Origin of the sequence: Nocardia goodfellowii (assembly GCF_017875645.1) — a bacterium.
GTDB classification, from domain to species: Bacteria; Actinomycetota; Actinomycetes; order Mycobacteriales; family Mycobacteriaceae; genus Nocardia; species Nocardia goodfellowii.
In genome coordinates this window covers 4,823,729-4,845,065 of the sequence record NZ_JAGGMR010000001.1, presented here as the reverse complement: position 1 = coordinate 4,845,065, position 21,337 = coordinate 4,823,729, and the positions used below count along the sequence as shown (strand labels likewise).

At 65.5% G+C, this 21,337-nt stretch carries 11 protein-coding genes; 5 read left to right on the top strand and 6 right to left on the bottom strand.

All coding sequences use genetic code 11. From position 1 onward, the window contains the following. Window positions 1-4: 4 nt before the first annotated feature. Both BJ987_RS22335 and BJ987_RS22330 read right to left on the bottom strand, forming a co-directional pair. Window positions 5-1,210, bottom strand: a complete 1,206-nt coding sequence (locus tag BJ987_RS22335; protein WP_209893442.1) for a phospholipase D-like domain-containing protein — start codon at window positions 1,208-1,210, stop codon at window positions 5-7. A gap of 687 nt (window positions 1,211-1,897) precedes the next feature. Then, on the bottom strand, window positions 1,898-2,593 hold the full coding sequence (locus BJ987_RS22330; RefSeq protein WP_209893439.1) for a hypothetical protein: 696 nt from the start codon (window positions 2,591-2,593) through the stop codon (window positions 1,898-1,900). Between the two features lie 297 nt (window positions 2,594-2,890). Here BJ987_RS22330 and BJ987_RS22325 point away from each other — a divergent pair, with 297 nt between their 5' ends. The 3 genes from BJ987_RS22325 to BJ987_RS22315 all read left to right on the top strand — a co-directional run bounded on the left by BJ987_RS22325 (window position 2,891) and on the right by BJ987_RS22315 (window position 4,671). Beyond that, entirely contained in the window at window positions 2,891-3,487 is a 597-nt protein-coding gene (locus BJ987_RS22325; RefSeq protein WP_209893437.1) for a hypothetical protein, read from the top strand. A 217-nt stretch (window positions 3,488-3,704) separates the two neighbouring features. Continuing rightward, complete coding sequence (locus BJ987_RS22320) at window positions 3,705-4,022, top strand: hypothetical protein (protein WP_209893434.1); 318 nt, start codon at window positions 3,705-3,707, stop codon at window positions 4,020-4,022. Window positions 4,023-4,230: 208 nt separating this feature from the next. Next, window positions 4,231-4,671 (top strand): ATP-binding protein, encoded by a 441-nt coding sequence (locus tag BJ987_RS22315; protein WP_209893432.1) that lies wholly within the window; start codon window positions 4,231-4,233, stop codon window positions 4,669-4,671. A gap of 58 nt (window positions 4,672-4,729) precedes the next feature. Here the strand turns inward: BJ987_RS22315 and BJ987_RS22310 are convergent, their stop codons facing one another. The 4 genes from BJ987_RS22310 to BJ987_RS22295 all read right to left on the bottom strand — a co-directional run bounded on the left by BJ987_RS22310 (window position 4,730) and on the right by BJ987_RS22295 (window position 18,545). After that, a complete protein-coding gene (locus BJ987_RS22310) occupies window positions 4,730-10,903 on the bottom strand; it encodes a beta-ketoacyl synthase N-terminal-like domain-containing protein (protein WP_209893429.1) in 6,174 nt (2,057 codons plus the stop codon). A 4-nt stretch (window positions 10,904-10,907) separates the two neighbouring features. Further along, a complete protein-coding gene (locus tag BJ987_RS22305) occupies window positions 10,908-13,112 on the bottom strand; it encodes an SDR family NAD(P)-dependent oxidoreductase (protein WP_209893426.1) in 2,205 nt (734 codons plus the stop codon). A 94-nt stretch (window positions 13,113-13,206) separates the two neighbouring features. Then, window positions 13,207-16,917, bottom strand: a complete 3,711-nt coding sequence (locus tag BJ987_RS22300; protein ID WP_209893423.1) for a type I polyketide synthase — start codon at window positions 16,915-16,917, stop codon at window positions 13,207-13,209. Between the two features lie 29 nt (window positions 16,918-16,946). Next, window positions 16,947-18,545, bottom strand: coding sequence for a PfaD family polyunsaturated fatty acid/polyketide biosynthesis protein (locus tag BJ987_RS22295; protein WP_307869714.1), 1,599 nt, complete (start codon window positions 18,543-18,545; stop codon window positions 16,947-16,949). Window positions 18,546-18,731: 186 nt separating this feature from the next. Here BJ987_RS22295 and BJ987_RS22290 point away from each other — a divergent pair, with 186 nt between their 5' ends. Further along, window positions 18,732-19,592, top strand: coding sequence for an alpha/beta fold hydrolase (locus tag BJ987_RS22290; protein WP_209893421.1), 861 nt, complete (start codon window positions 18,732-18,734; stop codon window positions 19,590-19,592). Continuing rightward, complete coding sequence (locus BJ987_RS22285; protein WP_307869713.1) at window positions 19,513-21,264, top strand: PHA/PHB synthase family protein; 1,752 nt, start codon at window positions 19,513-19,515, stop codon at window positions 21,262-21,264. The genes BJ987_RS22290 and BJ987_RS22285 overlap by 80 nt, the downstream gene beginning before the upstream one ends. The last annotated feature ends 73 nt before the right edge of the window (window positions 21,265-21,337 follow it).

Sequence of the window (21,337 nt, the reverse complement as noted above, 5' to 3'; positions counted from 1 at the left end):
CCGGCTACAGAAACCGTCGGATGGGCTGGACGGCCAGCTCGCGCGCCCGCTGCGCGACGGAGCGCCGCAGCCACCGGCCGGCTCGGATCGGATCACTCACCGCCACATCCTCGTCGAAGTGCCCGTCCAGGGTCGCGGTGAACTCCTGATCCAGGACCGCGAGCATGATCTCTTCGTCGTGGTCGAGAGAGCGGCGGTTGAAATTGGTCGAGCCGATCAGCGTGGCGACGCGATCGACGGTGATCACCTTGGCGTGCATCATCGTCGGCTGATACTGGTAGATCTTCACGCCGCACGCGACGAGCTCTTCGTAGTAGTGCTGTCCGGCCAGCTGACAGACCCGCTTGTCGGTGTGCGGCCCGGGTAGCAGGATCTCCACCTCGACCCCACGCCGGGCGGTGGCGCACAGCAACTCGATGAAAAACGCGTCCGGGGAGAAATACGCGGTCGCCAGCCGGAAACGTTCCTCGGCCGACTCCAGCATCACGCGCAGCAGGGTTTGCATGTCCTGCCAGCCGAAACTGGCCGAGCCGCGCACCACCTGCACGATGGCATCACCCTGCGGGCGATGGTCGATGAATCGATCCCGGTCGTCGAAGAGTTCGTCGTGGCACTCCGCCCAGTTCTGCGCGAACGCGGCCGCCATGCCGTCCACGGCCGGGCCGCGCACCTCGACGTGGGTGTCCCGCCACTCGTGCTCGTTGCGGGCGTTGCCGCACCATTCCTCGGCGATCCCCACCCCGCCGGTGAACGCTGTCTCCTCGTCGACGACGAGCACTTTGCGATGGCAGCGGTGATTCTGTTTCAGCGGCGAGAGATACAGCGGCTTACGGAACCACGCCACCTTCACCCCGGCCCGATCCATCCGTTGCAGCAGCTCGGCCTCGATCAGCCGGCTGCCGAACCCGTCGAGCAACAGCCGCACCCGCACTCCGGCAGCCGCCCGTTCCGCGAGCGCCTCCGCGAACTGGCGGGCGATGTCACCTTTCCAGTACACGAACGTCATCATGTCCACCGTGTGCTCGGCTCGGGCGATCCCGGCCAGCATCGCCGCGAAGATCTCGTCGCCGTTGCGCAAGGGCGTCAGCTTGTTTCCCTCGGTCGCCGCGATCCCGATCAACCGCTCCAGCCGCCGCCGAATCCGCGCGACACGCTCTCCGGTTTCCGCCGCTTCCGCGCTCAGCTCGGATGATTCCCGCGTACTGGTCATGCCATCCCCTCGCCGGAACACGACGAGAAACCTCAGGCCGCAGCGCCCGGTCCGGCACGGGCTGAGCAGCCAGCCGACTGTACCCTCGCATCCCCGGCGATTGCGCATCCGTATGTCGCTGAACACACTCGAGCAGCCCGTTCTGGGTCATCACCGCCTCCGGTTGTGGGGTCGGCGGTCTCGCGAACCCAGTGCAGGCGAGAGTGGTGGTCGCTCATGCTGGCGGCGAACCGCAGACCTCAACTCGTTGGCGGAGTCTTCAAGGGCCAGCAATCGGCGATCGGCGTGGCCTTACCAGCAGGTCTCGAACGCCTGCATTAATCGCCCACCACGGCCGGTGCCGCGGTGAAGAATTGCTCCAGCCCGCGGTTCGAGACGCGTGGATCGCGGCATTTCCGTGCATTGCTCAAACTCGTCGCCCGGAAAGCGGGCGACGAACGCGTGCAGCAGCCGATGACTTTGTGCCATCCCATCACTGGCTCTCGGGCCGACATTCTTCGTCGGTATCGCTGTCGTCGTCACCGTCCGATCCTAGGTCGGATGGTTGAGAAGACCGCGCAGGGAATCACCTTGCGCGGCACGGCGATCACGACGCCACCGACCGAAGAGCAGACCTGGTGAATACTCACCCGCTGCCAACCCTGATCGTTATGACGCGGCCTGTTCGCCGGGCTCGGTGCTCGCTCGCTATCGCGGCACGTTTCCCTGATGGAAGTCGAGGTTTTCCAGGATCGCGTAGTCACCCGACCCGCCGGGCATCGGTGTCGACAACGGACACGGCTCGCACGCCGTGTCGCGGACGGCGGTGAAATGCAGCGACCGGCTCAGTCGGTACGAAACCCCGCCGGTGGGTGAGCCGTCGGCGTGCATGCCCTGCGGCGGAGGCGGGAACTCGGCCAATTCCGCGCTCCACTGCCCCGGTCGGCGAGTCCGGAAAATGAAGGGGCCGGCACAGTCACCACACTTCTCGAAGGTGATGGTGATGTCCTGCTGCCAGGTCTCGACCAGCCGACCACCCGCTACCGACTTCAGGACGCTACCGGAGCCGGGATCGTCCTCGGGCGCTCGCATGACGATCTTCCCGAACAGCGGGTGCGCTGCTTCGACGATGAAGTGCAGTACTCGCAGACGCACATGATCGGAACCGCCGGGAACCACTTCCACCACGCGCGAGCCGATGAAGTTCAGCGCCGGCAGCGGCGGGGGCAGGTCGACGACGAGCGTGGCACCGAACGCGTTGAGGCTCAGGTCGAATGTTTGCCCGACCTCGGGCAGCAGCGACCGCGGTTGCGCGCCCGCAGTCCCCGCGGCACAGAAAAGCCCCACACCCAGCGCTGTCCCAGCGTGACCGATGAATCCCCGACGACTGATCGAATGGGTCATAGCGAAATTCTCGCTCGAGCACACCCCGAGACCACCGATATGGCCGCATACCCCTCTCCCGGGCGCGCCGCACCTCACTGCACCGATGGGCTTTTGAGGAGCGGATGTGCAGCAATCGAAAGTGCCGCATTCCTCGAAAACCGCACAGCCACAACGGGTTCGACGACTGCATCGACGCTCCGGATGCTGCTTCTCACCTGCGGTACCGACGCCCAGGGGCAAAAGCAGGCGTGAGCCCCTAAGTACCGGCCCCGTTCGTCTCTTGCCTGCCCGTAAGGGCTCGGATTCAATATAAGGGTGGATGAGGCACGGCTTCAGGGGGATCCGGCGGCGCGCCTGTCCGCCCTTACCGCGCTCTACGCGGCGGCGATGCAGCGCGACAGCGCGGTGCAGGCCGGGGTGGTGGCCGTGTACACCATCGTCTTCGCCTTCACCGGCGTCATGATCACCGCGATCGCCAACCATCCCCTGACGTTCCAGGGTTTCCGAGTGGCTCTCGTGCCGCTACCGATCTGGGTGCTCGTGACCTTGGCTGTGGTGATGAGCAAAGCGGCGACCCTGAATCAGCGTCGGCTGGAGCATCTTCAGTCCCGGCTGGACGCGATCGCGGGCGTCGATCGCCTCGCGTTCGGCACCATCGGTGGCCGCGGGGCGTGGGGTCTGGTCGGCGCCGGAGTGCTGGTGGTGCTCACGCCGTGCGTGCTCCTGCCCGGGCTGACGATCTACTGCCTCGTGCGCGCGGCCGCGGCCGGCTGGGGCTGGCTGCCCTGGGCCGTGCTGTACACGGTTTTCGCCGTCGTCCTGTGGTCCGCGGCCCTCGCCGGTCGCTCTCGTCCGCCGGACCCGCAGCCCGCGACGAGGACCCGGCCACGGCCGGGTGCCAAGCATCGCTGAGTCCGGAAACGGCTTTTCCCGGGCTGGAAGCTCGAATTCCGGTGCGCGTCGAACGTCGACCCGCAACGGAATTCATGATGGGTCTGCGCTGGGCGCTTTCCGGCGAAATGCGCGCAACACTGTGGTCGGCGTCAACGACATACAGAGTGGGCTGCTCGATATCTGTCGGGTCGCCGTCCCGTTGCTGCGGGGAGCGCCACATTGGAGGTTGCGTTCAATGTCCGAGCTAACTGAAGTGCTGGTCATCTGCGGTTTTATCACGGTGGTTCTGGCAGGAATCGTTTTGGCGCGAGCCCTGACCACCAACAAAAACAAGCGCGGCCTGTCCCCCACCCTGGTCAAGATGTACGGCCTGGTCAGTGTGGCGGGTTTCGCCTTGCTACTGGCCGTCCTCGAAATCGACGTCGAGGTGAAGACCGCCACCTATACCCTGCTCGGCATCATTGCCGGCTATCTCGCAGGCACCCGGGTCGACAAGGAGCCAGCCAACAGCGAAAGCACTCGCAAACGTGACAGTGTCGAGGGCTCACCGTAGAACGCCAGGCAAGCAATCTCCATGCCATTTGCGTCGTCGAGCCGGTCGGGAATGGGCGCGGAAGGCCCGGCGGTGACTGCCGAGTGTCCCAGCACGAGGACCGCCATGTCGGTGACCGCAAATGCCGAGCATTGGTGTGCGATGCGACCGGTTGGGTAGGACCTGAAGGAGTGGCCACCGACCAGCAAGCATGGGAGGAGCAAAGGCGATGAATTCGACAGAGCGAAACATCATCTGTCACCCGGACCTACGCGAGTTCCGAGTGCCGGCCCGAGCTGACCGGATCGCCGAGGTGCGCGAAGTGGTGCGGGATTGGCTGTACCGCTGCGGAATCGACTCAGCGCAAACCTATGACGTACTGCTCGCCGTCAGCGAAGCGGTCACCAATGCCGTCGAGCACGGTCACCGCCACGCACCCGGCTCCGTCCGCATCGAAGGTGCGCTGACCGATAGCGATATTCGAGTGACAGTCGCCGATCACGGACACTGGAAGCCGAAAGACAGTCCAGGCGGACAGATCCGCGGTCGCGGATTGGATTTGATTCGAGCCCTGATGACCTCGGTCACCGTCCACACCGACGCTACCGGCACAAGGATCGAAATGCGGTTGAACCCTATTCTGCGGCAACAATCTTCGCCGCACCGATAATCACGCCAATCGCTGGAGTCCCGCCGAGTGCGCATATAGAAGGGCGTCGGCGCTTCACTTACCGCGGATAACCGACAACAAGTCGGGTGCCGATCTGTGGCGTGTGATAGATACGTCGGCCATCCACCCATAGCCATGCCTCGGCCGTTGCGAATCGGCCCCGAGCGTCTGTTCCGGTCTCGGTGATTTCCATTTCGATGGTCACCAGCATGTCCGTGGGAACGACTTGTCCGCGGTACTTCCAGATGATCGGTTGACCGATCCGCACCGGTTCGAAGTGTGGGTCGGCCAGGTGCCCCTCTGTCTGCGATTCGATGAGGTAGAACTCCAGGAGCTGACACATGGCTTCGAGTCCCAGAGAACCGGGTTGCACCGGATCTTGGAAGAAGTGCGCCCGAAAGTACCAGTCCTCGGCGGCAATTCGTCTTTCCGCCAGCAACCTCCCTCGCCCGGATTTCCCGCCTTCAGGCCAGTACCCGGTGATTCGATCGAGCATGCGCAGCATGGGTGTGAGTCGGCGGGCGCTGTCGGCGAAGTACCGTTCGAGGCGGCTGGTTACTTGTCCGGCTACGGGGCAGCGTTGGGTCAGCGCCGCACGTTCCTCTGCCGAGACCGCCAATCCGGTCTGGTGGGTGAACGCGCCGGGTGGGAAGAAGCCGAAAGTCGTAGTGGCGTCCAGCACGAGCAACTCGTCGGCGTAGACGCGGACGGAGAACGATTCGATGACCACGTCGCCCGCTTGGGAGAGATCGAGGAGTTCTACCTCGGTGCGCAGCATGCGCGCCCGAGCGGAAACCTCCGCGGTGACCGTCGCCGTGCCGTTCAGGTTGCGAAACAGCGGGTCTGCACCGGACTCGGGAACTTTGCCGCCATACAGAGCAAGCCATCCGCATGGCTGCAGCGCGGCCTCGAGCAGTACACAGAAGGGCATCGCATTGGCACCGGTGCGGTACCAGACCTCGCGGGGAAGGTCGTACTCGACAACAACCCGGTGTGCGAGCTTCATCCCCTGGATAGGACCGTCGACCTCGACGATACGGCTCATGAACAGGAACGGCGGGGCAGGAACCCGGGGCGTGCGCCGAGGGCCGTCCAGCGCCGCACGGCTGGGGCCGAAGGCATGGGTCGGACGACCCCAAGCAGCGGCGAGCAGTGCGGCGTATCCGAAGCTGACGCCATCGGTTTCGGCGACTGCGTGTTGTTCAGTGTGTCCGACCAGCCCGCCGAGGGTATGCGGCGGCACCGGCGTAGCGGTGCGCTGCTGTATTCCAGCGGGGGCCGCGTGCTGCCAATGTTCCAGCGGCCAGTCCGGCACCAGGCGTACCGCGAGCCCACCCACGTGAAATGCCTTGACGCCATCGACGCTGACCAGTGCGTCGGCGGTGACCTCGGGTTCCGGCCCTGCCTTGATCGCGGTGATATACAGCTCGTACACGAGAAGTCGGCTGTGCGGGGTGGCTTGGCCGCGGCACAGCATCCGATAGCCGCGCCCGGTCACCGGTTCGAAGCGCCAGCCGTCCCGGGCGATGGTGTGGCCGTGCGCAGCGAGGTAGAAGGCCAGGGCTTGTAAGCAGCCTTCCAGCATGAGCGTGCCGGGCATGCAGGGATCGTTCTTGAAATGCCCTTGGTAGAACCAGCTTTCGGGTTCGAGAGGAAGTTCGGCGCGCAGGTAGCCGCGCCGGTGTGGGCCGCCGGCCGGGTCGAAGGCGGTCACTTCGCGCAGCAACAGCATCCGACCGGACGGCAATGCCGGTGGCCGCACATGTGCGCGAGTCCGTTCCCACGCGGCACCGAAACAGTCGGCCGGTCGGCCTGCGGCGAAGGCAAGGACGGCATCGGGGCCGAAACAGTTCAGTTCAGGCAGCTGGGTAGGCGGGTCGAGTGGCCCGGTCGGTGGGGGCCCGTCCACCGGGGTCCATAGGACGCCGCTGCTGGCGGCCAATTCGGCATCGGTGAAGAATCCCGCCTGGGCGCTTCGAACCGATATCCGCAGGCGGCCTTCTGAATCGTGGCAGTCGTAGCGAAAGAAGAACAGCCGGACCCCGCCCAGTTGGGCGTGGCCGTCGATGGTGATCGCGAAGCGCAGAGTCTGGCCGGGCAGGGGTGGGCTGTCGTGGTAGGTCAGTTCGCAGCCCAGGAGCCGATAGACGCGCTCCCCCCGGTTGAGCAGGTCGATACCGAGCCAACTGATCAACAGCAGGTCCGCCTGGCCCGCCTCCCCCATCAGACCTGCGGGCATCCGGCCGGCCGGGTCGAGATACCAGGCGTCCCAACCGATCTCGGTTTCCGTCCAGATGGTTCCGGTTCCCATGGTGGCCGGTTCGGCATCGATACCGGTAACCCGGTCGACGAGCAGCATCGGCGGCGTGGGCAGCCGGGTTTGTCTTTCGTAGCGATCCTGCTCGGCGAAGGCCGCGCCGAAAACGGTGGCGATCGAGCCGCCGGCGAGCCGCTCGAGCTCTGCCCGGTTGTATTTCGGACCGGGCAGGTTCGTCGGTCCGAGACCTTCGTGGGTGCCGGGACGGTCGGTCATCGGCGAGGAAGCGACCGGTGCGGCACCCCTAGGCGTCGAGTGAAGTTCACCGAGGTGGACTGGCGCAGGATGGGCGGGAAAGCGGAGCGTACGACGGTTCTCACCGGGAATGGGTTCACCACTGACACCCAGCCGGTCGAAAAGCCTGGATATGTTCATCGGTAAGCCCGCAACGAAAAGTTGCGCAACGGCCCGGAGCAGAGACGTCACGCTGTTGCGATGATTGCCGTCGACGGCTACGGCAAGGTGTTCGCGGTCGCCGAGGATCCGCGAGATCCAGCCGGTGCAGGTGCTCCCGGGTCCCTGTTCGATGAAGATTCTGACGCCGTCCGACCAGGCTTGCTCGACCATGGCGGGAAAGTCGATGGTGCGCAAAGCCATTCGGGTCAATGCTTCGGCAGCGGAATGCGGAGTGGGAGCGTAGGGCTCGCTGAGCGTGGCGCTGTAGAAGCGAATGCCGGGCACCGCGTTCATCGGCCAATGGTGCAGTCGTCGCCACTCGCCGCGCACCGGCTGTACGAGGTGGGTATGTGCGGCGAAGTCGTAATCGACGGCGATCGCGGTGTCGACGACTCCCAGCCGGTCGAACACTCGGGCGCAGGCCGAGGGGGCGCCGCCGATTACACACGAGCCGGGCGCATTGATCACCGTGAGGTGTGCTGCGGGCTCGTCCGCGATGGCCGCCCGAACGCGGTCGGCGTCGGCCGGCACCACATAGTTGATCCAGGGTTCGTCCGCGGCGCCCAAACGGCGCCATTGCTCGCGAATCATGCGCTGTTCACCCGATACCTCCCGGGTGAACAGGTTTGACTCGTAGAGGCGAGAGACGAAGCCTGGTATGTCCCGCCAAACATCCAGCGCGACAAGGGCACTGCTCTCACCGGAGGAATAGCCCAGCGCTGCCGCGGGCGAGATTTCCAGGATGTCGCGGATTATGGTGGTGTGCAGGGTGGCCAGCAGGCTTGCGGCGCAGTTCTGATCCAAGCCGTGCCTCGGCACCGGCGGGTCGGCGTAGGCCCACCCGAGTGTTTGCTCGATCGAACCGCACTTGCGGCGCAGAGCATCGATGAGGTCGGGCAGTGCCAACATCAGGTGGTGCCCCATCTTCGGGTACGCCGCAGCCCCGTTGGGGTAGACGAAGGCGACCTCGCCCGTAAGGGGGCCGTCACGGAAGGCACTGCCGGGCGGACGCGGTCCGGTGCCGGATGCCCAGCGTATGGTCGCGTCGCGCAGTGCGGTCCAGGACTGGGTGCCGTCATCCACGAGAGCCAGACGTGCGGGCCCGTCACCGGATTCGCGGTCCGATGCGACAGCGGCGGCGATGTCCCGGCGATTCTGTCCGGAGTACAGACGGAGCCGGGGCACGGGACGTAGCCCAGGTGCGGGAGCCGCGGACCGGAGGGTCACCGCGGTGGGCCGGGCTCCGAGCGGGTGAATGTCAACCACGGCACGGGGTTCGCCGAGTAATGGGTCAGCCAGGGCTCCCGCTGTGGGAACGGTTCGGTGTCGTAGGGCCAGTGCGGCGACGGCGACATACACCATCGCCTGAGCAGCGTGTGCGTTGCCGAACAAATCGGCAGGATCGAACGCGGCGGGCGTGCTGTCATCCGATCCTCGGTGCTCGCCGATGCGCAGCCCCGGCACTGCTTGGGCGGATGGGTGATCCTCCGGGTCGAGCAGCGCGATCACCTCGTCGCCGTCGGCGATCGCATCGGAGTGCCGCCGCAAGAGCAACGCGACGGCGGCGTCGCCCGGATCGTCGCCGCGGCCCAACTCGCGAAGCGCCTGGCGATGTATCGGTTCGCAGGACAGATCGACCGCACCGACAAGGGCGTAGTCGACTTCGCCGCAGGCCACTGCGCGGCTGCCCAGCGAGAGGGCGATGAGGCCGGAGGATTCCTCGGCGAAGACAGCGAACCCGGGGGCCGTCAAGTTCAACAACCAGTTGAGCCGGTTGGCGGTGATATTCGCCATGCAGCCGACGCCGCCCGCCGGCGTGAGCGGACCACCGATGGAGTCGCGTGCGGAATCTCCGGCGGCCGTGAGTCTGGCTCGGGCACAATATCGCGCGATCTCCGCGTCGATGCCCATCCCGATCAACACCATCGTGCGATCGGCCGGAAGCTGCCGGCTCGCAACGGCTTCTCGCGCCGCCTCCATCATCATCACCTGCTGCGGGAGCGTCTCGCGCAGATCCTTCGGCGGGAACCGCAGGCCTTCGAGGTCGACATCGACGGCTCGACTCGGCCCGTGATCGACTTTCCCGCACAGCACGGCTTCGGCGAGGTCGCGCACGCTGGTTCCGGTACCGACCCGGGCGCCCATCGCCACAATGGCCACCGCTTCGGGTATCGGCGGGGGCGGGAGGCGGCGCGGTGCACGGATCAGGCGCGCGTCGTAGGCCTCCACGATCAAATGGGCATTGTTACCTCCGAAGCCGAATGTGCTGACTGCCGCCCTGCGCCGACCGGTCCACGGCATATTTTCGGTGAGCAAGCGCAACGGGGTACCGGACAGGTCCGCGATGGCCGGTTCCGCATCGACAGTCGCGGGCAGCGTTTCGCTGCCGATCGCCGCGAGCACCTTCAGCAGTCCCGCCATTCCGGCAACGGTCAACGAATGACCCAGATTGGCTTTGATGGATCCGATCGGCAGATCATGCCCGACTTCGGTGAATATCTCCGCGAGGCTGCGGACTTCCACCGCGTCTCCCACAGGTGTTCCGGTGGCGTGGCATTCGACCAGCGAGATCGTCGAAGGTCGCAGCGACGCGGATCGGTAAGCCCTGCGCATAGCCAGTTCTTGACCGTGCTGGGCGGGCACGAGAAAGCCCTCGTTACGTCCGTCGTTGGACAATCCGATCCCTCGGATCACACCGAGCACAGGGGCGGCGGATTTCGCCGCGTCCTCGAGCCGCATCAACGCGACGCAGGCCGCTCCCTCGGCCGGCACCAACCCGTCGGCGTCGCGGTGGAACGGTCTGCTGCGACCTGTGGGACTCAACGCGTTCAATGCGCGAAACCCGGCTTGTAGAAACAGCTCGTCGACACCGTTGACGGCGGCGGCGAGCATCAGATCGGCCGAGCCGTCGTGCAGGCGGTCCGCGGCCAGCTTGACGGCATAGAGGGACGACGCGCATGCCGCGTCCAAAGCGAATGCGCCCAGGTCCAATCCGAGCGCATCGGCTATCAGATGCGCGGTTAACCCCAGCGGGAATCGGTTGCGAGGATCCGGTCCACCGTGATCGGGGCCGGCATATCCTTCGGCACCGGTCCGCCAGTGATGCTCCGCGAAGCGCCCGAATCCGCGAGAGGGAAAACCCAGGTTGCCCAGGATCAATCCGGTGCGGGTGGGCGGTGGATCCCATCGGCCGGCTTGGCGAAGAGCCTCCCGACCGCAATGCATACCCCATCGCACCAGCGGATCGAGACCGCTGATCCGGTCGCCCTCGATACGAAAGCCGAGCGGATCGAAGATGCTGTCGAAGCCATCGATGTATCCGCCGAGGCAGTGGCGACCAGACGCCCCGTTCGAGAGTGGACCAGGCAGCAGCAGGCCCGGATCGGCGGTCCCCCGGCCCGGTGGCGGTGCACCGATGCTGACCCGACCGGCACTGATGTTGCGCCACAGTTCGTCCGGGTCCATAGCCCCGGGGAGCACGCAGCCTGTTCCGACGATCGCGATCGGGGGAAATGGCACGGTGTCACCTCTGGAATCGGGCAGGATTTGTCCGCTCGGGTCGGCGGATCAGGGAGATACCGAGAAGTTCGACGTAGGCCGATCCGCTGGAGTCGACGAGCGCGGCGTCGCACGTAGCGTGATCTCGACCAATGGCGCCCGCCCGCACGATGCACCGTGCGGGCACCTGAGGTTGCCCCTGTCGATAGACATGGACGCGATCGACGCTCATCGGCAGCGTGGCGAAGCCGACCGTGTCTGCTGCCCAGAGCACCGCGAGTTGTAGCGCGCCGTCCAGTGCGGCGGGATCGATCGAACGTTGCTCATCACTCCAGCCCAATGCGGTGGCGCGGGTCACGGCGGCAGCCGCTCCCTGAGGACCGATTCCCTCTACGGCACATAAAGATTGGAAGCGAGGCCCGTGGAACAGCAGCTCGCCGTCGTAGAGCGGCGTAGGTCCGGAGCCGGTGAAATCAGGCGTTCGCCATCGCGGTACAGCGCCGGAGGTGCGTGCCTCGAGAATCGCGCGATATCGGGGGCGGCCATCCATACCGGCGACTTCTACGGCGGCCGGTGAGTCCGGCTGCTCACCCGGGCACATAGTGATCCGCAGGTCCTGGGTGTGCTCGGCGAAGTCGGGCAAGGCAAGGGTCCGCAGCACTTGCAGATTGCGCAACGTGAGCTGATCCCGGTCGGGAAAACGATCCGCGCCGACAGCCGTGAACCACTCCAGAGCCGACACGACGGGAACGATCGGGGTTCCTTCGATCTGGTGGTCCCAGAGTTCCGGGTGCGTGCGCGAACTCAGCACGACCTGCCAGACCAACTTCCTCGCAGGCTGTGTTGTCAACCGGCCGAAGTCATCCCCGGCGCAGATGACCACACGCTCATCACTGCCGCCCTGCGCTATTTCGGTCAGCAACGCCGACGCCCCGGCCGCGGGCGGGATCAGTACGACGCCCCTGGCTCGCATATGGGCGGCGAGGTCGGCACCCACCATTCCACCGGCCCATGGACCCCAGCACACGGCATGTGCGCGCAGCCCCGGTCGCCGCGCCTTCTCCACGGCGACGACCTGGCTGAGCACCTCATTGGCCATGGCGTAGTCACTTTGACCGGCGTTGCCGTACTGCCCGGCGACCGAACCGAACACACACATCAGGTCGATCGGATCATCGGCAGTAGCGGCAAGCAGCGCGCGTAGCCCGACCACCTTGGTATCGAAGACCGCGCCGAAGTCTTCGGTGGACTTGTCCGCGATCACCTTGTCCACCACGACGCCGGCGCCGTGCACGATCCCGGTGATTTTGCCCCACCGCGCTCGTACGGCGGCGAGCGCCGAGTCGAGCGCCGCGCTGTCGCGGACATCCAGGGACAGATACTGTGTCGGCGCCCCGGCTTCAGCAAGCGCGGCGAGCGTGCGCCGCAATTCGCGGCCGGCCAGGATGCTCCGAGCGTGAGCACGTGCCGTGGCCGGTCCGGGTGCGGGCTCGCCTCGGCGTCGGGCCTCATTCAGAATGGCTTGGACAAGAGCCGGCTGATCGTGTGCTGTCGTGGCGAGCTCGGGCTCGGGCGTCAACGGCGAGCGGCCTAGCAGCACCAGCCGGGGCCGCGCGAGACGCGCGAGCGCGAGGCAGCATTCGGCGGTGATGCCCCTGCCACCGCCGGTGACCACGAGCACCGATTCCGTGCCGATGCCCAGGCGGCTGCGGTCAGCAGCAGGTAGCGGCGGTGCGGGCTGAGTGGTGAGTGTGGTGCGAATACCGTTGGCGTGCAAGCCGACATCCAGCGCGGCACCGCCGAGCAGCAGTTCACGCCCGAGCACCTCCGCCAGCTCCTCGGCGGTGCGATCTCCCCGTTCACAGTCGATCGCCTTGACCGCGACCTCGGGCCACTCCCGCGCGACAGTGCGGGCGAGCCCCGCCAGTCCCCCCGACCACGCACGAACGCCCTGGCGACCGCTGCGACCGAAGTCCGCGCCGGTGTCCTGCACCGTAACGAACAGGCCGGCGGCGGCGTCATCGCTGGCGGCGAATGCTTTGGCGGCGCTGAACGCCTCGCGGTTGATCGCGATCGCATCCAGCGGCGAGTCGATGTCGCGTAATCCGCCCAGGAAAACCACGGCTCTCGCACCGGCGGGCACATCGTCGACCACCTCTGCCCGGACACCGTGTCGGATCAGAAATCCGGCGAGCCGCTGTGCGATGTCGCCGCCTCCGTCGGTGATCATGATCGGTCCGGCGCCGAGACATGCCGATCGCAATCCGAGTGTCGGCGCGATGATCTCCCGGACGAGGTACCGGTGAACTACCGCGGGATCGTGATCAAAACGGTGGCTTCTGGCCGACACCGGTTCCGGCGGCGGCCGCGCTCAGCCCTTCGATCACCTCCCCGACCGTCTGCAACTGCGCCAGCTGCGTCGTGTCGAGGTCGGGTATGTCCGCGGCGCTGGAACGGATCGCAGCGAAGATTTCGACTCGCTTGATCGAGTCGATGCCCAGGTCCGCTCCGAGTTGCATATCCGGCGTGAGGATTTCAGTGGGATAGCCGGTGCGCTCAGCGATTACCTCCACCACTAGATCGGCCAGCTCATGGGTAGGTGCGGGCGCCGTGCCGGGCACGGCTTGCTCGACTTCCGAACTCCACGTCGGTGGTGGCGGTGCCACCGCTGAAGCTGTCGCGGCGGGCTGTTGTGCCCAGGGATCCGGCTGCGGCGGCACGGCGGCAGGCTCCGGCGCGGACGAAGCGGATGGTGGCGGGGGCGAAGTGGGAGGAACCGTGGGGACTGCGATCGGACTCTCCGGTGCTCGTTGCATCGGCTCGGCGAAAGCGTGTTCGCTCACTTTCGCACCGGCAGAAGCAGTTTGGTGGCCGTTGCCCCATTCGAAGCTGGGAGGTGCGCCGAGCGCGATGACGCCGGCGCCATCGGGGTGATGGCCGTTGGACTCCAAACCACGCAGCGATGCGCCGGCGGTGGCGAGGAAGGCGAGCTGGCTTTGCGCCATGGCCTGCTGGTATGCCGCCTGAACTTCGGCTGTGTGCCGTTGAATCTCCAACAGGGTGCGCAGCCGTGCGTCGTCCGGACCGGTTTGCGGGATCGGTGGCGGAGTGCTCGGTCCGGATCGGGCGGCTTTCGGGTCCTGGTCCATGACTGAATGCCTTTCGGGATTCGGCTTCGGTAGATCGACGGAGCCGTTCGGGGGCGGATAAGGCTTGCCGTAATTCGCGCCGCAAATCATCACGGTCGCAGGCGATTTGAGCCTGGCATCGTCGATCGGCCGGGCGTAATGGGTCCAGAGAGCACCGAGATCCAGCGGAATGCCATGAACCGACAGGACCGCCAGACTCTCCTGCAGCGTCGTCACGCCGTGTCGGCGCGCCCGGTCGAGCGCCACCGCCACGTGGGGCCGTTCGCGGAGGTTCGCGCCGACCAAGCCGGTCAATACCGCGCCCGGTCCCACCTCGATGAAAATTCGGACGCCGCGGTGGTACATCGCGTCGATCTGCTCGGCGAACCGGACGGGTGAGACCAGCTGCGAGGCGATCCGATGTGCGATCGCGGCCGGCTCACGCGGATATGGTGTGGCGTCGGTATTTCCGTAAACATCGAGTACAGGGGCACTCACGCCGAGATCCTGCGCGAATGCTCGCAAAGGCTCGGCAGCGGCAGCGACGAGCGGGGTATGGAAAGCGCCGGACACCGGGAGCAGATGAGTGTTGACCCGCCTGCCGGCGAAATGCTCTTGTAGTTTCGCGAGCGGCTCCCGAGCGCCTGCCACCACAACCTGTTGGGGCGAGTTGTTGTTGACCACCCAGAGGTCGTCACGGCCGGTCGCCTCCACGACTGCGCTGACTTGCGCCCAGGAACCGTTGACGGCGAGCATCCCGCCCGAGGCACCCGCATCACCGGCCGCGGCCTTCATCAGTTCGCCGCGCTTGCGCGTCAGCCGGAGTAACGCGGTCGCGTCCAGACAGCCGGCCGCGAAGAGCGCGGGGAGCTCACCGAGGCTGTGTCCTGCGACGCAATCATATTGCAGCCGCAGACAATTCAGGATCGCGAGTAACGCCATGCTGTGAGCGGCGATCGCCGGCTGTGTCATCTCGGTTGCTGTCAGCCGGGCCGCTTGGGCTGCCCGGTCGGTATCGGTGAACACCGGGACGGGGAAAACCACCTCGTGTAGCCGGTCCGGTCCGAAAGCGATATCGGCAGCGCGATCCCAGACATCTCGCGCTTGCGGGTAGTGGACGGCCAGGTCGGCGCCCATGCCGACATACTGGCTGCCCTGCCCTGGAAAGAGGAGCCCGATACGCCCCGGCTCGGCCGCCCCGCACCGGTAGTGCGTGGAGTCCGGCAAACTGAAGGGCTCCTCAGGGGCGGTATCGAAACGATCAGCAGCCGCTGACAGCTTGGCGCCCAGGTCGTCCCTGTCCGAAGCCACGACAGCCAGTCGCGCCCGCCCGGACGCGTCGAACGACTCTTGCGAATCGCGCGCGAGAGTCGTCAGCCCGGACGCACCGGCCGCCATCTCGCGACACTTGCCTGCGAGTTCGACGGGGGAATCGCCGCTGAGCAGAATCAACTCGGTGGGCGCGGCCCGCAACGAAACCCCATGCCGCCCAGCCCTTTTGGGAATATACTCCTGCGCGGTGATATGAAAGTTGCTACCGCCGAAACCGAAACTCGATACCGAGCCGCGTCGCGGATGCGTCGAGGCGCGGATCCACGGCCGCGCGACAGTGTTGAGATACAAGGCGCCGTCTTCGCGGTTTAAATCCGGATGCGGTTGGTTCACCTTGATCGTCGGGGGCAGCACTCTGTGGTGTAGAGCCATGACGATTTTGAACAGTCCGGCCGCACCAGCCGTAGCTTTGGTGTGTCCTACCTGCGACTTGACAGATCCCAGTGCGCACCAGCGTCCACCGCCGCGGCCCGAACGGTCGAACAACTCGCGCAATGCGGCCATTTCGGCGGCATCTCCGGCCGGTGTGGCGGTGCCGTGGGCTTCGACGAGTTCCACCGTGGCGGGGTCGTATCCGGCGTCCTCGTAGGCGCGACGCAGGGCGCGCAACTGTCCGTCCGGCACCGGCGCGTAGATGCCGGGTGAGCGCCCGTCCGATGCCGATCCCACGCCCGTGATCACCGCGTAGATACGATCGGCGTCGCGTTCGGCGTCGCTGAGTCGTTTCAGCGCGAACATCACCACACCTTCACCGATGATGGTGCCGTCCGCGTCATCGGCGAAGGGGCGGCAATCGCCTGTTCTCGACAGTGCCGGCGTCTTACTCATGCAGGTGTACATGAGAATGTCGTTGAGCGTGTCTACGCCACCGGTGATCGCCAAATCAGCTTGTCCCACCGTCAATTCGTTGATCGCGGTGGACAAGGCGGCCAGCGACGCCGCGCACGCGGCATCCGCGGTGAAATTGGAACCGTGCAGATCGAACCGGTTGGCGACGCGTCCGGCCAGGACATTGCTGAGCAGGCCGGGAAACGTTGCCTCCTGCCACGGAACATAGTGCGCGGCGATGCGATCGCAGATCTGTGCCACCTCGGACTCCGGTAGTCCATGTTCGCGCAATGCCTTGGTCCACACCGGCCGCTGCATGCGGTTGGACATCGTGGACGCCAGCTCCAACGGGCCGGAACCGAGGATCACGCTGATCCGCTCACGATCAACGGTCGCTCGTTCGCCGGGGCTCACCCCGATATCGGCGAGGAGCCGCTCGGCAACCACCATGGTCAGCAGCTGTGCGGTGTCGGTGGACCGTAACGTGTTGGGTAACAGGCCGTGCGCGACCGGATCGAAGGGCACGGGGTCCAGGAAGGCGCCGCGCCGTCCATAGGTGCGATCAACCGCAGTAGGATCGGGATCGTAATAGTCGGACAGCAGCCAATGGCCCTGCGGCACTTCTCGGATCAGATCGTCGCCGTTGACTATGGTGCGCCAGAAGCCCTCCGCGTCGGTCGATCCTGGCATGAGGGTACTGGCACCGATGACCGCGATCGGCTCGCGGCGCGGGTTCCTAGAGTTCATGAAAGTCCATCCCTGCCTCGGTCGATCCATCACGCGGCAAGCCGCCGCGGCCGCACGTCGTAGCCGCTGGGTGCGATCGGCACCCCGAAGGTCCGTAGCTGCTGAACACGATTGATGACTGCGGCTCCCTCGAGCAGGTTCAAGCCGATTTGAACGACGGTGCGTTCTTCGGGTTGGGCAAGGAAGGTTCCAGCAGTCCAGCGGTTGAACGCGCCCATGGCGGGTCCACACCACAGCTGGTAGTCGGTGCGGCGGACGGCGTGCCCGTCGATGGCCCACTGGCTCGATTTGCCCAAGTACCAGCGAAATATCAGTGCCATCTCATGCTTCGGGTCGCCCGACGCACGCCGCAATTGTTCCGGATCGCGTTCCAGCCAAAATCTTCGAGTTTCCTGCCAGATCTCCTCCAGGGGAGCATGCAAGACATCGCGCTCGAGCTTCACGCGCTCCTGCGAATTCAACGCGTCGAGACCCGGCTTGCTTCGGTATATTTCGTACAAACGTTTTGCCCGCCCGGCGAAAGCCGTTCCACGACTCAAAACCTGAACATTGACACCGAGTTCGAACATGTCGGCCGAAGGCGCCATCACCACATCGGCGATATCGGCCTGTGCGAGCATCGCCTTCGCGTCTGCCGAAATGCCCGCCTCGACCGAAGATTGATTCACCGAGCCGGTAACTACATACCCGGCGCCCATGGCGAAGGCCGCGGCGATCGCGCCCGGTGTACTCAGACCGCCTGCCGCGCCGACCCGTACCGGTTCGGTATAGCGGTACCGGCGGACCAGTTCGTCACGCAGCCGCAGGATTGTCGGCAGCATCGCCACCAGCGGGCGGTTGTCGGTGTGACCGCCGCTATCCGCTTCCACCGTCACGTCATTCGCGATCGGCACCTGGGCGGCCAACTGCGCCTCGGTTTCGGTCAACTGTCCGTCCTCGACAAGCTGACGCAGAAGCGCTGCCGGCGCCGGAGACATGAACTGGGCGGCCACCTCCGGCCGGGACACTTTGGCGAAGATCGCCGTGGGCCTCGAGATTGCCCCGTCAGCGCCCGACCGCAAGCCGGTGGCCGCGCAGCGCACTATGGCGGGGGTCAATCCCATATACGCCGAGGCGGATATGCGGGGCACTCGATTTCGAAGTAGCAGCGTGGCGACCTCCTCCTCGAGTCTCGGCTCGTTCGGGGAGTGGATGAGGTTGACGCCCCAGTTCCGTCGACCGTGTAGTCGGCGCGCCAGCTCCCGCACCGCGTATTCCACCGCGGTCGGGGCCAGCCCGGCCGCACCGAAGAACCCGAGCATTTCCGCATCGGCCATCGCGGCAACCTGTCGGGTCGTGGCGATGCCGTTGGCCATTTCACCGGCGACATAGGGAAATCGCACGCCGTGCTCAGCACAAAAAGAACGGTCACCCAACCACTCGGGATACAGGGCCGGCAGCGTACCCAGCACCGTGTGATCAGCCGCCGGCTCGCCGGTTACCTCACCGATACCGATCATGCCGTCAGCGATTCTGCGTAATACGTTGACCGGACAACGGATCCGATGAGCCAAGCGCACGATGTCGGCTCCCGCGAACGCGACTGTCGGCCCTGAATCAGATTGCGGGAGCGGCTGTTCGACGGCCACGGGCGGGGCGAGGCTATCACTGGCGAACATCAGATCATCACCTCGTTCGTCACTGGCGGGACGTTGATTAAGTAATACCCGTCGAATCCGGCGACGACTCCAGGCCAAATGTCCTAGGACGATGTGCCCAGAGTAAGCGGGGTTCGCACCGGGCATTTCACACCTATGGATCACAGCGGGAATGCGGTGACGCTCGCACCTATCGCCGAGCAGCGAGTCATGGTGCAAGGAATCTCGACCCTGTATTTCGAGGCCGGTTCCGGACCGGTGATCTTGCTGGTACACGGCAACGCCACCACGGCGCGAGACTGGTGGCAGGTCATGGTTTCTCTCGCATCGTCACACCGAACGATCGCCTTGGCGCTCCCCGGCTACGGGGATACCAGCCCGCTCGAAGACTTCACCGTCGACGGACTGGTGACTTTCCTACGCGCGTTTGCCGACGAACTCGGTCTACGCACCTTCATCGCCGTGGGCCACTCCGCGGGCGGCCTGCTCGTGGCCAAGCTCGCGCTGGCCCACCCGGAGCGGATCACCCGCATGGTAGTAGCCGACTGCCCTGGCTTCGGCCGGGCGGTAAACCCATGGGCGATCGTGGCTTCTCTGGTCCCGAGAGCTGTGGCCGAACCTTTGATCGCTGCCATGGTGCTGCCCGGGGCCGGCCCGCTCCGCGTCCTTGCCACTGGCCTGCAATTGCGTCACCCCTGGCGAGTGACGCCGAGGATATATCTCCAACATTCCCGCATCACCCGATCCCGGGTGTTCCTGCGAACCTCACTCTGCGCCAACAGGTTAGGCGTCGGCCCCACCGGACAGCGCGAGAACCTTCTCGGTCGCCTCGAAGAGATCGCCGTCCCCACATTGATCATCTGGGGAATCACCGACTTTCTCTTCCCCTTCTGGCAGGCGGTAGCCGCGGCGCGCCGGTTGCCTCAGGGAAAGCTGGCGATGGTCCTCGGCGCCGGCCATGTCCCCTACTTGGACACCTACGAGGAGTTCATGGATGCGCTCGGGCCTTTCGTCCGCGACGAGACTTCCTCCACCTGAAGGACGCGATCCGATGCTCGAATATCAGTCCGACACAACGCGAAGCAATACACCGACCCACCAGGTTGTCGGGGACCTGGCTCGAGTCGGACACCGCTACGCATCAGCTCTGCTGACCGCCTCCACAGCCACTATGTTCCGGGGACCGGCCGACCCTGCCGCCACACCGCTGCCGCCAGCCCTTACCGATCGGCGCTTCAGTGATCCGGCCTGGAATACCAGCCGGTACTTTCACCTCTTGCAGCAGTCCTATTTGCTCGGCGCCGAACTCGTTGCCGAGACGCTGGATACGTTGCCCGTGAGCCGCAGCGACCGGCAACGATTACGCTTCCTGGCCCGGCTTGCGGTCGAGGCGACGGCACCCACGAACTTCTTGATCGGCAACCCAGCGGCCTTACGTAAAGCCCGCCGAACCCGCGGCCGGAGCCTGCTTCGAGGCGCTGCCAACTTCATCGGTGACCTCGGGAACAACTACGGCTTGCCAACCGTGGTCGACTCGACGGGATTCGTCAAAGGGCGCGACCTGGCACCCACCCCCGGCCGAGTCGTTTTTCGAAACCACCTCATGGAACTCATCCAGTACGAGCCACGTACGGAGAAAGTGCACACCGTCCCGCTACTGATTTGCTCGTCCTGGGTCAACAAGTACTACATCGCCGATCTGGCACCCGGGCTGAGCGTGATCCGGTGGCTGATCGATCAGGGGCACACGGTATTCGTCATCAGCTACCGCAACCCGGACAAGACGCTGCGGGACGTGGGGTTCGAGCATTATCTGCGCGAAGGCCCCCTGGCAGCCATGCCCGTGGTTCGGAGCATCACCGGTGTCGACGAAATCAACCTCGCCGGTTGGTGCCTGGGTGGACTCTTGGCGCTGATGACGGCCGCCTGGTTGGCCGACCAAGCAGACGCACTCCCCCGCCTGCGCAGCATCACCATGCTCAACAGCCTTGCCGACTTCACCGACATCGCGCAGGTCACCGATACCGGTGTACTCGGCATGCCGATCGACTCGGTCGTCCTCGGCGTTATCGACCGCGTTATGGCATGGCAGGGCTATCTCGACGGTCGTGCCATCGAGGCATTCTTCCGGCTGCTCAAAACCGACGACATGGTGTGGCATCACGTCATCACCCGATGGCTCCTGGGCGAACCGCCGAAACCCTCGATACTTCTCGCGTGGAACTGCGACGTGGTCAACGTCCCCTACCGGGCCCAGCGCTATCTCCTCCACGACCTATGCATGAACAACGCCTTCGCGGCGGGAACCGCTGAGCTCAACGGCCGGCTGGTGCGACCTGGAGACATCGAGCAGGACGTCTTCATCGTCGCTCCCCGCGACGACCACATCATTCCGTGGCAGGCGGCCTATCGAACCATCGGCTTGCTCTGCGGTGACGTGCGTTTCCATTTGGTCGCCGGTGGTCACGTGGCCGGGATCCTCGCTTCGCCCGGTTACTGGACCAACGTGCGGGCGTCCTGGACCGACGATTCAGAGGCATGGCTACGCACGGCTACCGAACACAAGGGCAGCTGGTGGCAGCCGTGGCGGGCATGGCTCGCCGACCGCAGCGGACCGCTGCGATCCCCGCCACGAATCGGCAACGCCCATCATCCAGCCCAGGAGCCGGCACCGGGAACTTACGTACGCCACCCGATGGAGGTGAAGTGAATGGCCTCGTCATCGGGTGGTCCTATCGAATTGTCCGCGGAGCAGATCGCACGATTCGCCGACCATCGGGTAG

What these genes read in the sequence shown, in the direction of transcription:
- BJ987_RS22335 (WP_209893442.1), bottom strand. Translation starts at nt 1,210, where the DNA reads ATGACCAGTACGCGGGAATCATCCGAGCTGAGCGCGGAAGCGGCGGAA.
- BJ987_RS22330 (WP_209893439.1), bottom strand. Translation starts at nt 2,593, where the DNA reads ATGACCCATTCGATCAGTCGTCGGGGATTCATCGGTCACGCTGGGACA.
- BJ987_RS22320 (WP_209893434.1), top strand. Translation starts at nt 3,705, where the DNA reads ATGTCCGAGCTAACTGAAGTGCTGGTCATCTGCGGTTTTATCACGGTG.
- BJ987_RS22315 (WP_209893432.1), top strand. Translation starts at nt 4,231, where the DNA reads ATGAATTCGACAGAGCGAAACATCATCTGTCACCCGGACCTACGCGAG.
- BJ987_RS22305 (WP_209893426.1), bottom strand. Translation starts at nt 13,112, where the DNA reads ATGATCACCGACGGAGGCGGCGACATCGCACAGCGGCTCGCCGGATTT.
- BJ987_RS22300 (WP_209893423.1), bottom strand. Translation starts at nt 16,917, where the DNA reads ATGAACTCTAGGAACCCGCGCCGCGAGCCGATCGCGGTCATCGGTGCC.
- BJ987_RS22285 (WP_307869713.1), top strand. Translation starts at nt 19,513, where the DNA reads ATGTCCCCTACTTGGACACCTACGAGGAGTTCATGGATGCGCTCGGGC.